This window comes from Streptomyces sp. NPDC096012 (assembly GCF_040426375.1).
Classification (GTDB): Bacteria; Actinomycetota; Actinomycetes; order Streptomycetales; family Streptomycetaceae; genus Streptomyces.
The window spans coordinates 239,059-250,647 of the sequence record NZ_JBEOTD010000002.1 but is presented as its reverse complement, the minus strand read 5'-3'; the positions used below and the strand labels follow the sequence as shown (position 1 = coordinate 250,647).

Genomic DNA, 11,589 nt, shown 5'->3' with positions numbered 1-11,589 from the left:
CGGCCGGCCGCCCCCCCCCCGCGCTCCCCCCCCCGCCGCGCCGCCCCGCCGGGGGGGGCCGCCCTCCCCGCCCCCCCCCCCGCGACCGGCGTACTCACAACAGGTGACTCCTGTCACAACTCCCCCTCGCGGCAGGGAAATCGGTGGCTGAATGCCCCGGACCGAATTTGCGAACCGCCGATCTCTTGTTACCGTTCCAGTAGCCCGGTTGCTGGTGCATCCCCCGTCGCCAGCAACCGGGTCTTTCCATGCCCGCACCCCGGTGTACACCCGGGTGCCGAGCGTCAACTGCCCTCAGGGGTTCAGGAGTTGCTGCCGGAGCGCAGCAGCAGCGCGCTGCCGGCCCCGCGCCCGGCGAACTCGGTGACGGCCGTGTAGGCGCCCGGTCCGCCCCGGCTGTGCCGGCGGGGCGTCTCACACATGGCCGGCTCGTCGTCGGTGCCCGTGACGCAGCGCATCTGCAGAGTGCGGCCGCCCGGGCCCAGCAGACTCAGCACGGAGTCCAGCGACTCGCCGGTGGCGTTGCGGTAGTAGGTGCGCGCCCAGGTGTCCAGGCCCTGGGTCAGCACGCAGGTCTGCGCCTCGATGCCCTCGGGCGAGGTGACTTCGGGGCCGCAGCGGGCGGCGGTGGCGAGGCCCAGGCCGAGGATCAGGGGGGAGCGGCTCGGAGCGGCGGAGGGGTCCTTGGCGTCGGCGCGTTCGCCGGGATGCCCGCCGCCCGCCGGTGTTCCGGCGGCCGGCCGGCCCGCGTCGCCCACCTGCCCCGCGGACGCCACGGTCAGCGGTAGCGCGATGGCGGCCGCCACGACGCCCACGAGGGCGAACAGACGGAGCTTTCGGGGGTCCCGGGGCCGGCTCCCGGAATGACACAGCATGTCGCGAAGATAACGAGCGCGGGGACCCGTCCGCCCCGTCCGCGCCCGACACCCCCTACAACTCGGGTGCGCTCACACCCGTTCGGGTGAGGGCGTCGACCACGGCGTCCACCACCGCCTCCACGTCGGGCACCCAGGGGGAGGCCGAGCCGGGCAGCGGGGCGCGCTCCCAGCGGACGGCGCCCTGACCGGTCTCGGACGGGGGCAGGGCGATGTAGCCGCCCTCGCCGTGGAAGCGCAGGGAGCCGGGCACGAAGTCCTTGGCGTACAGCAGCTCGCCCAGCTGCTCCATGGAGTACGGCCGCACCAGCAGCGACCAGCGGGTGGGCGAGGCGATCACCGGGCCGAGGCGCATCCCCCGCCGGTCCAGCAGGGCGAGGGCGCGGGACGCGGCGAGCGCCGGCAGGCTGACGGCGCAGGGCGCCTTGCCGCCCGTGGCCAGGATGATGGGCGCGCTGGGCCGGTTGGTCCACCACCAGCGCACCATGCGCGCGTCGGCGGAGGCGGCGAGCAGTCCGGGATCGAAGGGGTGCGCACCGGGCACCGTGCACTCCGGGTCGGGGCAGGCGCAGCGGGCCCGCCCGTGCGGGCCCGGGGCCACGCCCGGGAGTACGGGCCACTGCCATTGCGTCGCGAAGGCCAGGGCCGCGTCGATCAGCTCAGGCTTCCTGTCGTCCCGCTTCCGCCTGGACAGGAGCCTGCGTCGCCTTCCGAGGATCTCGCGCATGAGCGCTCGTTCCTTTCCGTTGCACCGCCGGCAACACCGTGGACCTCATCACACCATGTGTCGATCACTTCACTGTGCGTACCTATTGGCGCATCACACCCCTGTCGCGACAGGGGGACCCCGAGGGGTCGAGCGTTGGCCGCGTCCGCGTCCGTCGTGCATGTGACATAAGCACGGCTGCGGCGTGGGGGTGGCGAAGTATGGCGTTTTGCCGTCGCGCGTGGTTCTCTCCGCCTCCGCCACGGGAGGATGGGGCTCGGCCGTCGGTGGCTATGACGCCCGGGTCCGCCGCCAGGTTCCGGGTGGCCCCCAGCCACCCCTGGCCTTCTCCGAGTACGTACCCATCACGACCGCTGTGACGCTCCGTCGAGCAGGGCCAGTCGACCGCAATGGACCGATACCTAAGGCAGTTTTCAGCCAACTTGGCAGTAAGGCAAGGGCTTCCGGAGAAATGCCCGCCAGACCCATGGACACCGGGAAACCCCGCAGGACAATGCTGGACATCCCCTTACGAGTGCGTGTACATGTGGAGACACTGCTAGCGGCGCAGAGTGACATGGGGGTTTGCGATGCTTTTCAGCAATACGCGCCGGTCGGAAAGCCGGACGCCATGAACGCCCCCCACCCTCCGAAAGTGGCTGGAATCGACTCCACGGTTCCCACTCCCGCACACACTGTCCCGCCCACTCCCTGCGCCCCGGGCCCCGGTCCGGCCGCCGGCACCCTCCCGTCCGTGCCGAAGGCCCCGGTGCCGCCCGCCCCCGCACCCGGCGCCCTCCTCCAGGACCGGCTCGCCGGCTGGGTCTCCGACCTCACCACCGTCCACGAACTCACCGAGCGGCTCTCCCGCACGAACACGCTGGACGCCGCCCTGGACGAGCTGCTGCGCGCCGGAGCCGCCCTCGTCGGCGCCCGCCGCGGCCTCGTCGTCCTGCGCCCCGGGGACGGGCTCGGCCCCCGCACCACCGTCGGCCTCGGCCTCGGACACGCCGACCTCGGCCACATCGAGACCGTCCCGCCCGGCTCGCTGCCCTACGGCGCCCTCCTGGAGCCCGGCGAGATCACCGAGGTCGTCCACGCCGACCTGCTCGCCGAGGACGGCCTCGACCCCCGCCACCGCGAGGTGGCCGCCCGCCTCGGCTACGCCGCCAGCTACGCCGTGCCCGTGGCCACCGGCTCCGCCGGCCGCCTCGGCGCCGCCGTCTGGCTCTACGACGGACCGGCCGAACCGCACGAGCGGCAGCGCCACCTCGCCGGCCTCTACGTCCGGCACGCCACCGAACACCTCGCCCGGCTGCTGGAGGTGGAGCGCGCACGCGCGCGCGTGGCGACCATCACCGAGGAACTGCTGCCCTCCCGGCTGCCCCGGGTGCCCGGGGTGCAGCTCGCCGCCCGGCACCGCACCGGCCCGCGCGGCGGCGGCGACTGGTACGACGCCCTCCCGCTGCCCGACGCGGCCCTCGGCCTCTCGGTCGGCTCGGTCACCGGTTCGGGGCCCAGCGCCGTGGCCGCCATGGGCCGGCTGCGCGCCTCCCTGCGGGCCTACGCGGTGATGGAGGGCGAGGACCCGGTCGCCGTCCTGTCCGACCTGGAGCTGCTGCTGCGGCTGACCGAGCCCGCCCGCTGCGCGACGGCGCTGTTCGCCTACTGCGAGCCGGTCCTGCGCAAGATCACCCTGGCCGGCGCCGGGCACAGTCCGCCGCTGCTGATCGGCGAGCGGCGCACCGAGTTCGCCGAGACCTCCGTCTCCGCACCGCTCGGCATGCTCGCCTGCTGGGAGGCACCCAGCGTGGAGATCCAGGCGGAGGCCGGGGACACGGTCCTGCTCTACACCGACGGCCTGCTGCACCGTACCGGCGACCCGATGGACCGCGCCTTCGCCCGGCTGCACGCGGCCGCCGCGAGCGTCCCGCGCGCGGTGCGCCACGACCCCGGCGCCGTCGCCGACCACGTCCTGCGCACCGTCCTGCCGGACGGCCTGGACACGGCCGACAGCCAGGAGGACGTCGTCCTGCTGGCGGCCCGCTTCGACTGAGCAGCGCGCCCGGCCGCCGGAATGACCGGGCATAACAGGTCTTCCGGCCCCGGCCCGCCGACGGTACGACCGTACGATGATGAGGGTTCCCGCTCGGCCACAAGCCAGCAGCGCGTGGACCCCGGGGGAGATCAATGGCGTATCGAGGAGGATCACGTGTCCGACGAGCTCAACCCGGCTGTGCCCGACTCCGCTACCGCGGAGGGCCCGGAGACCGAGTCCGAGGAGACCGTCAAGCAGCGCAAGAACGGCCTGTACCCGGGCGTGTCCGACGAGCTGGCCGAGAACATGCGGTCCGGCTGGGCCGACACGGAACTGCGTGACCTGGAGCCGATCGAGCAGGCCGCGCACACCGCCCGCCGCCGCGCCGCGCTCTCCGCCCGTTTCCCGGGCGAGCGCCTGGTGATCCCGGCGGGCAATCTGAAGACCCGCTCGAACGACACCGAGTACTCCTTCCGCGCCTCCGTCGAGTACGCGTACCTCACGGGGAACCAGACCGAGGACGGCGTCCTGGTGCTGGAGCCCGAGGGCGACGGCCACCGGGCGACGATCTACCTGCTGCCCCGTTCCGACCGCGAGAACGGCGAGTTCTGGCTCTCCGGACAGGGCGAGCTGTGGGTCGGCCGCCGGCACTCCCTCACCGAGTCCGAGACGCTGTACGGCATCCCGGCCGCCGACGTGCGCGAGCTCGCGGACCGGCTGCGCGAGGCCACCGGCCCGGTGCGGGTCGTGCGCGGGCACGACGCCGGCATCGAGGCGGCCCTGACGGACAAGGTCACCGCCGAGCGCGACGAGGAGCTGCGCGTCTTCCTCTCCGAGGCCCGGCTGGTCAAGGACGACTTCGAGGTCGGCGAGCTGCAGAAGGCCGTCGACTCGACCGTGCGCGGCTTCGAGGACGTCGTGAAGGTCCTCGACCGGGCCGAGGCGACCAGCGAGCGCTACATCGAGGGCACGTTCTTCCTCCGCGCGCGCGTGGAGGGCAACGACGTCGGCTACGGCTCGATCTGCGCGTCCGGCCCGCACGCCTGCACCCTGCACTGGGTGCGCAACGACGGCCCGGTCCGCTCCGGCGACCTGCTGCTGCTCGACGCGGGCGTGGAGACGCACACGCTGTACACGGCCGACGTCACGCGCACGCTGCCGGTCAACGGCACGTACAGCGAGATCCAGCGGAAGATCTACGACGCCGTGTACGAGGCCCAGGAGGCCGGTATCGCGGCCGTCAGGCCGGGCGCCAAGTACCGCGACTTCCACGACGCCGCCCAGCGCGTGCTCGCCGAGAGGCTCGTGGACTGGGGCCTGGTCGAGGGCCCGGTCGAGCGCGTCCTGGAGCTGGGCCTGCAGCGCCGCTGGACCCTGCACGGCACCGGCCACATGCTCGGCATGGACGTCCACGACTGCGCGGCCGCGCGCGTGGAGGCGTACGTCGACGGCACGCTGGAGCCGGGCATGGTGCTCACCGTCGAGCCGGGCCTGTACTTCCAGGCCGACGACCTGACGGTCCCGGAGGAGTACCGCGGCATCGGCGTGCGCATCGAGGACGACATCCTCGTCACGCGGGACGGCCACCGGAACCTCTCGGCGGGCCTGCCGCGCCGCTCCGACGAGGTCGAGACGTGGATGGCCGCCCTGAAGGGCTGACGGCGCATCCGACGGCCGGGCACCGCGGGGTGCCCGGCCGTCGGCGTTCCCGTGTCCCCGTACGTGCGCGTGGGCTCATCAGGGCCGGGCGGCCGTCCGTGTGGATGGCCCCGTGTCCCCGTACGCGCGCGTGGGCTTCAGATGGCCGGATCGCGCTCGTGCAGGATCCGCTGGAAGAGCCGGCAGTCCCGCCAGGCGCCGTTGATGTGCAGATAGTCCGGAGCCGTCCCGATGGGCTGGAACCCGCACTTGGCCAGCACCCGCTGGGAACCGGCGTTGTCCAGCAGTGTGGACGCCTCCAGCCGGTGCAGTCCGGCCGTGTCCCGCGCGATCCGGCACATCCGCCGCACGGCGGCACTGGCCAGTCCGCGGTTCTGCCGGTCGGCGGCCACCCAGTACCCGAGGTAGGCGCTGCAGAAGGGCCCGCGCACGATCCCGGTGAGGGTGACGGCCCCGGCGATCCGGCCGTCCGCCTCCGCCAGCACCATGGGCAGCGCGGTGCCCTCGGCGTACTGCCGCAGCAGTCCGTGCACCCGTTCGGACTGTCCGGCCGCCGTGAAGAAGGACTCCGGCCTGACCGGCTCCCAGGGTTCGAGGTGCTTGCGGTTGGCCACATAGGCGGCGCACAGCGCGTCCGCGTCCCCGCGCGCGAGCAGCCGGAACGTCACGCCGTCCGCCATCTCCTCGGTCTCGACAGGCATACGCGCACCCTAGGGGCTGCTCCCCGGGAAGGGACCCCCTCCTCACACCGCCACGGGCGGCACGTCCCCGCGCCACTTGAGCATCTTGTCGAAACTGACCACCGTGCCGCCCCGGCCGGGCTTGGCGCCGATGTGCACGTGATCGGCGAGTTCCCGGATGAGACAGAGTCCGCGGCCGTGCTCGGCATCCGGACGCGCGGGCCGGAGGTCCGGCAGCCGGGCGGGCCCGGGTCCCGAATCGGCCACCTCGATACGGCACTTCTCCCCGTCGAGGTACGCGGTCACCCGGTACGCCTCCGGGTCACCGCCCGGTGCCGTCCCGCCACCGTGCTCGACGGCGTTGGCGCAGGCCTCGCTCAGGGCGACGGACAGGTCGTAGGAGATCTCCGGGTCGACGCCCGCCGTCTCCATGGTGCCGATCAGCAGGCGTCGGGCGAGCGGCACGCTCGCGGCCTCGCGGCGCAGATGGAGTGACCACCAGATGCTCATGCTCCAGCCTCCTGGCCGCGGCTCGACATACCGTTACCTATTGCCGCCGGTAGGGGGCCGTAAGCACTCCGTAGACGGGCCGGCGCCCATACGGTCGATGCGCGCGGGGATAAATCGGTGTATGAGGGGCGCGTCTCGCGACCTGCCGTACGCGCCTGGTGCGGGCAGTGCGATGATGAGGCCGCCATGAGTGCCCCCCACCCGCGCACGGCGCGTCCCGGAGCCGGGCTCCGGATCCTGCGGGCCGCGGTGTTCGCCGCGGTCTGTGTCGTGCTGGCCGCGGCCGGGCACACTCTGGCCTCCTGCGCGCACGTGCCGCTGTGGACGCTCGGCGCGGGCTTCCTCGGCTCTCTGCTGCTCACGGCACCGCTCACCGGGCGGAGCCGGTCGCTGCCGGGCATCGCCGCACTCCTCGCACTCGGCCAGGCCGTCCTGCACACGCTGTTCGGGCTGGGCGGGCAGGCCATGGCCGGCGGCGGGATGCCGATGGGCCCGGCGGGCGGCGCGATGGACGACACCGCGCTCGTCGAGCGGGCCGCCCGGCTGGTGTGCGGGGCGGGGCCGTCCGTGCTCACCCCCGGGCACGCCTACCGGCTGCTGCTCGACGCCCGCCTCATCGACCCCGAGGGCCGTCCGGTGGGTTCCATGCCGGCCATGCACCACATGGCCGCTCCGAGCGGATCCCCGGCCGCCCTGCTGCCCTCACTGCCGATGCTGCTCGCCCACGTCCTCGCGGCCGTCGCCGCGGGCTGGCTGCTGCGCCGCGGCGACCTGGCGGTGCTGCGGCTGATCGAGCTGTCGGCACACGGAGTGGCCGAGGGGGCGCTCGTCCGGTCCCTGCGCGGGGCGCTCGCGTTGGTGCGCGCCCTGTGCGCCGGGCTGCTGCCCGCCGTCGAACCCCGCCCGTGCGGTCGCCGTACCGCCCGGGACGAGGCACCCGCCCCGCACACCATTGCACTCCAGCACACGGTGATCCGGCGCGGCCCGCCCGCCGCCGCCTTCCTGCTCGCCGCCTGACGCGGCCGCACCACTCCACACCGCCGGTGGGAGAGGGGCCGCCGTCGTGCGGCCCGCGCGCGTGCGCCCGCCGAGCCCATCGAGTGGCACGGACACGCGCACGCGTACCTCTCGGCAACGCCGTCATCCTCACCGCAACCACCAGAGTGGAGTGCTCCTGCCATGCAGGTTTCTCGTGTCGCCCCTCGTCGTATCGCCGCCCGTGTCGCCGCCGCCGCTGCCGTCGCGGGCGCGGCCGTACTGACCCTGTCGGCCCCGGCCTTCGCCCACGTCACCGTGCAGCCCGAGGGCACCGCGGCCAAGGGCGGCTACGCGGTCGTCGACTTCAAGGTGCCCAACGAGCGCGACGCCGCCTCGACCACCAAGCTCGAGGTGAACCTCCCCACCGACCACCCGATCGCCTCGGTCATGCCGCAGCCGGTCCCCGGCTGGACCGTGAAGGTCACCAAGTCCAAGCTCGACAAGCCGCTCACGATGCACGGCGAGAGGATCGACGAGGCCGTGTCCAAGGTCACCTGGACCGCCGACGGCAAGGGCATCGAGCCCGGCTACTTCCAGAAGTTCCCGCTGTCCGTCGGCGCCCTGCCCGAGAACACCGACCAGCTCGCGTTCAAGGCGATCCAGACGTACTCGGACAAGGAGGTCGTGCGCTGGATCGAGGTGCCGCAGGAGGGCCAGGACGAGCCGGAGAACCCGGCCCCCGTGCTTCAGCTGACGGCCGCCACCGACGACCACCACGGCACGGCGGGCGCCAAGGACGCCTCCGACGCGTCCGGGAAGACCGGCACCTCGCAGACCACGGCCGCCGGCAAGGGCGGCGGCAGTGACACCACCGCGCGCGTGCTCGGCGTGGCCGGCTGGGTGGGGGGGGGCGGGGGTGTCCCCTTGGGCGTCTCCGCCGCCCGCCCCCCCCCCCCCCCCTGCCCCCCCCCCGGCCCCCCCCCGGGGGCCGTGCCCTCGCACGGCCCCGGTGCGCGCCGGAGTTCTCACATCTGGGACATTTTTCTATGCGCAAGAAGACGTTCGCCGCGGCCGCGCTGCTGGCCGCCGCCACCCTGACCCTCTCCGCCTGCGGCAGCGGGAACGACGGCGACTCGGTCGCCACGGTCTCGGTGGGGTCCGGCTCCACCAAGGCCGCCACCGTCCTCGACCAGCCCTTCGACAAGCCGGACCTGGTCCTCACCGACACCCACGGCGAGAAGTACGACCTCCGCAAGGAGACCAAGGGCCACCCGACCCTGGTCTACTTCGGTTACACCCACTGCCCCGACGTCTGCCCGACGACGATGAGCAACATCGCCGTCGCCAAGAAGGCCCTGCCCAAGGCCGAGCAGAACGACCTCCGGGTCGTCTTCGTCACCACCGACCCCGGCCGTGACACCCCCGCCGAGCTGGGCAAGTGGCTCAAGGGCATCGACCCGCAATTCATCGGCCTGACCGGCGACTTCGCGGCGGTGCGCGCCGGTGCCCGCACCGTGGGCATCTCCGTCGAACCGACGACCAAGGACAAGAACGGCAAGCTCGTCTCCGTGCACGGCACGCAGGTCATCGCGTTCTCGCCGAAGACCGACGGCGGTTACGTCCTCTACGGCGAGTCCGCCACGGTCGACGACTACACCAAGGACCTGCCCAAGCTCGTCGAGGGAGCCAACCCGTGAGGCGTGCAGCCCTGACCGCCGCCGCCCTCACCGGTGCCCTCGCCCTCACCGGCTGCTCGGGCTCCGGATCCGGCTCCGGCTCCGGGAAGGCGGATCTGTCCGTCAGTTCCCCGTACATGCCGCAGCCGGTCTCCGCCGACATGGCGGCCGGCTTCCTGACGATCACCAACGACGGCGGGGCGAAGGACGAGCTGACGTCGGTCACCAGTGACGTCGCCGGCGAGGTCACCATGCACAGCACCGCCGGGGGCGCCATGAAGGAGCGCGCCTCCTTCTCCATACCGGCCCACGGCCGGCTCGTGTTCAGAAGCGGCGGCGACCACCTGATGTTCGAGAAGCTGAAGCGCAAGCCCCGGCAGGGACAGACGGTCACGGTCAAGCTCGGCTTCGCCGAGGCCGGCCCGCTGACCGTCGAGATGCCGGTGAAGTCCGCCACGTACAACCCGTCGACCGGCCACTGAGGGAGGGACCACCTTGACGCGGACCATCACCCCCCGCCTGCGGGCCCTGGCGCTGCTGTTCCTCGCCGTCGCCGGCGCACTGCTGGCCGGCGCCGGACCGGCCTCCGCACACGCGGCACTGACCGGGAGCGACCCCGCACAGGGAGTGGTGGTCACGAAGGCACCCACCCAGGTCTCGCTCACCTTCTCCGAGAAGGTGGCGCTGGGCGACGACTCCCTGCGCGTGCTCGACCCCAAGGGCAAGCCGGTCCAGCGGGGCACGCCCGGCAACGTGAGCGGGACGACGTACGCGGTGCAGCTCAAGGGCGGCCTGGCCAAGGGCACCTACACGGTCACCTACCAGGTCGTCTCGGCCGACAGCCACCCCGTGTCCGGCGCCTACACGTTCTCCGTCGGGGCGCCCTCGCAGACCGTCGTGTCCGGAGCCACACCGGCCGCGGGCGGCGGAGCGGTGGGCGTGCTCTACGCCCTGGGACGGTATGTGTCCTACGCCGGCTTCATCGTGCTCGCGGGCGGCGCCACCTTCGTCCTCGCCTGCTGGCAGCGGGGCGCGGGGGTACGGGCCCTGCAGCGGCTGGTCGTCGGCGGCTGGCTGGCGCTGACCGCGGCCACCCTGTGGCTGCTGCTGCTGCGCGGCTCGTACACCACCTCGGGCAAGCTCGGCGACGTCTTCGACCTCGATCTGCTCGGCCAGGTGCTGCAGACCAAGACCGGGGCCGCGCTGGTCTCGCGGCTGCTGCTGCTCGCCGCCGCCGCGCTGTTCGTCGCCGTGCTCTTCGGCGCCTACCACCGGCGCGAGGAAGGCGAGGAGAAGCGCGACCTGACCTTCGGGCTGGCCGTCGGCGGAGTGGTCGTCGCGGCCGGGCTCGCGTCCAGCTGGGCGATGGCCGAGCACGCCTCGGTCGGCCTCCAGCCGGGCATCGCCATGCCGGTCGATGTCGTCCATCTGCTCGCCGTGGCCGCCTGGCTGGGCGGTCTCACCGCCCTTCTGGTCGCGCTGTACCGGGCGCCCGCGACTGCCCCGGTCGAGGCGGCCGCGGTACGCCGCTTCTCCCGGCTGGCCTTCGGCTCGGTCATCACCCTCGTGGCCACCGGCACCTACCAGTCCTGGCGGCAGCTCGGCTCCTGGTCGGCGTTCACCGACACCGGGTACGGGCAGCTCCTGCTGGCCAAGATCGCCCTGGTGGCGGTGCTGGTCGGCGTCGCCTGGATCTCGCGACGGTGGACCGGCCGGCTCGCGGACACGGCCACGCCGGTCCGGGAAGAGCCGGCACGGAAGGAACCGGCGACCTCGGCCACGGGCGAGCGGACCTCCGGGGCGGAGGGCTCCGCCGAGGGCGAGGGCGACGGCTCGCGGGCGGACTTGGGCGGCAAGGGATCGGCCGCCGGTGGCTCTCAGCGTGCCGCCCAGCTCGCCCGGCAGCGGGCCGCCGTCGACGCCGCCCGGGAGAAGCGGCTGCGGGACGCCGACCCGAACCTGTTCGGGCTGCGCCGCTCGGTGCTCACCGAGGCCGGGATCGCGGTCGTCCTGCTCGCCGTCACCACCGCGCTCACCCAGACCGAGCCGGGCCGCACCGAGCAGGAGGCCAAGGCCGCCACGTCCGCTTCCTCCAGCTCGTCGTCCCCGTCGTCCCCCACGTCCGGCGCGCTCACCCTGGACATGCCGTTCGACACCGGTGGCACCGACGGCAAGGGCGTGGTCAGCATCGACCTCGACCCCGCGCGCGTCGGCGGCAACGTGATGCACGTCTACGTCCAGCGGCCCAACGGCCGGGCCTTCGACGTCCCCGAGGTGAAGGTCGCCTTCACCCTCGAGGCGAAGAAGATCGGTCCGCTGCCCGTGGCCCCCGACCACATCGCCACCGGCCACTGGTCGGCGAACGGAGTGCAGATCCCCATGGCCGGCGACTGGAAGATCGCCGTCACCGTGCGTACCTCCGACATCGACCAGGCGACCGTCTCCAAGAACGCGAAGATCGGCTGAA

10 protein-coding genes and 1 pseudogene are annotated in these 11,589 nt (G+C 73.3%); 7 read left to right on the top strand and 4 right to left on the bottom strand.

What is annotated here, in order from left to right; all coding sequences use genetic code 11:
* Positions 1-302: 302 nt before the first annotated feature.
* Both ABVB68_RS03505 and ABVB68_RS03500 read right to left on the bottom strand, forming a co-directional pair.
* Positions 303-875, bottom strand: a complete 573-nt coding sequence (locus ABVB68_RS03505; protein WP_353599349.1) for a hypothetical protein — start codon at positions 873-875, stop codon at positions 303-305.
* A 55-nt stretch (positions 876-930) separates the two neighbouring features.
* On the bottom strand, positions 931-1,602 hold the full coding sequence (locus ABVB68_RS03500) for a bifunctional DNA primase/polymerase (RefSeq protein WP_353599348.1): 672 nt from the start codon (positions 1,600-1,602) through the stop codon (positions 931-933).
* A gap of 493 nt (positions 1,603-2,095) precedes the next feature.
* On the opposite strand from ABVB68_RS03500, the gene ABVB68_RS03495 reads away from it, so the two are divergent.
* Together ABVB68_RS03495 and ABVB68_RS03490 are read left to right on the top strand one after the other, a co-directional pair.
* Positions 2,096-3,637: a PP2C family protein-serine/threonine phosphatase gene (locus tag ABVB68_RS03495; RefSeq protein ID WP_353599469.1), complete on the top strand. Its 1,542-nt coding sequence runs from the start codon at positions 2,096-2,098 to the stop codon at positions 3,635-3,637.
* 156 nt (positions 3,638-3,793) lie between these two features.
* A complete protein-coding gene (locus tag ABVB68_RS03490; protein WP_353599347.1) occupies positions 3,794-5,278 on the top strand; it encodes an aminopeptidase P family protein in 1,485 nt (494 codons plus the stop codon).
* A 137-nt stretch (positions 5,279-5,415) separates the two neighbouring features.
* On the opposite strand, the gene ABVB68_RS03485 is transcribed toward ABVB68_RS03490, so the two are convergent.
* Together ABVB68_RS03485 and ABVB68_RS03480 are read right to left on the bottom strand one after the other, a co-directional pair.
* Positions 5,416-5,979 (bottom strand): GNAT family N-acetyltransferase, encoded by a 564-nt coding sequence (locus ABVB68_RS03485; RefSeq protein ID WP_353599346.1) that lies wholly within the window; start codon positions 5,977-5,979, stop codon positions 5,416-5,418.
* 42 nt (positions 5,980-6,021) lie between these two features.
* Positions 6,022-6,468 (bottom strand): ATP-binding protein, encoded by a 447-nt coding sequence (locus ABVB68_RS03480; RefSeq protein ID WP_353599345.1) that lies wholly within the window; start codon positions 6,466-6,468, stop codon positions 6,022-6,024.
* A 186-nt stretch (positions 6,469-6,654) separates the two neighbouring features.
* Here ABVB68_RS03480 and ABVB68_RS03475 point away from each other — a divergent pair, with 186 nt between their 5' ends.
* The 5 genes and pseudogenes from ABVB68_RS03475 to ABVB68_RS03455 all read left to right on the top strand — a co-directional run bounded on the left by ABVB68_RS03475 (position 6,655) and on the right by ABVB68_RS03455 (position 11,588).
* Positions 6,655-7,485, top strand: coding sequence for a hypothetical protein (locus ABVB68_RS03475; RefSeq protein ID WP_353599344.1), 831 nt, complete (start codon positions 6,655-6,657; stop codon positions 7,483-7,485).
* A 162-nt stretch (positions 7,486-7,647) separates the two neighbouring features.
* Positions 7,648-8,391: pseudogene (locus ABVB68_RS03470) on the top strand (YcnI family copper-binding membrane protein); the annotation flags it as partial.
* Positions 8,392-8,492: 101 nt separating this feature from the next.
* Positions 8,493-9,143 (top strand): SCO family protein, encoded by a 651-nt coding sequence (locus ABVB68_RS03465; RefSeq protein WP_353599343.1) that lies wholly within the window; start codon positions 8,493-8,495, stop codon positions 9,141-9,143.
* Entirely contained in the window at positions 9,140-9,604 is a 465-nt protein-coding gene (locus ABVB68_RS03460) for a copper chaperone PCu(A)C (protein WP_353599342.1), read from the top strand. Before ABVB68_RS03465 ends, ABVB68_RS03460 begins: the two co-directional genes overlap by 4 nt.
* Positions 9,605-9,617: 13 nt before the next feature.
* Positions 9,618-11,588 carry a copper resistance CopC/CopD family protein gene (locus tag ABVB68_RS03455; protein ID WP_353599341.1) on the top strand — a complete coding sequence of 657 codons (1,971 nt, stop codon included), beginning with the start codon at positions 9,618-9,620 and terminating at the stop codon, positions 11,586-11,588.
* Position 11,589 lies beyond the last annotated feature (1 nt).

Bases quoted from the DNA above. Each gene is read 5' to 3' on its own strand.
- ABVB68_RS03500 (WP_353599348.1), bottom strand. From the start codon at position 1,602: ATGCGCGAGATCCTCGGAAGGCGACGCAGGCTCCTGTCCAGGCGGAAG.
- ABVB68_RS03475 (WP_353599344.1), top strand. From the start codon at position 6,655: ATGAGTGCCCCCCACCCGCGCACGGCGCGTCCCGGAGCCGGGCTCCGG.
- ABVB68_RS03495 (WP_353599469.1), top strand. From the start codon at position 2,096: ATGCTGGACATCCCCTTACGAGTGCGTGTACATGTGGAGACACTGCTA.
- ABVB68_RS03480 (WP_353599345.1), bottom strand. From the start codon at position 6,468: ATGAGCATCTGGTGGTCACTCCATCTGCGCCGCGAGGCCGCGAGCGTG.
- ABVB68_RS03465 (WP_353599343.1), top strand. From the start codon at position 8,493: ATGCGCAAGAAGACGTTCGCCGCGGCCGCGCTGCTGGCCGCCGCCACC.
- ABVB68_RS03505 (WP_353599349.1), bottom strand. From the start codon at position 875: ATGCTGTGTCATTCCGGGAGCCGGCCCCGGGACCCCCGAAAGCTCCGT.
- ABVB68_RS03485 (WP_353599346.1), bottom strand. From the start codon at position 5,979: ATGCCTGTCGAGACCGAGGAGATGGCGGACGGCGTGACGTTCCGGCTG.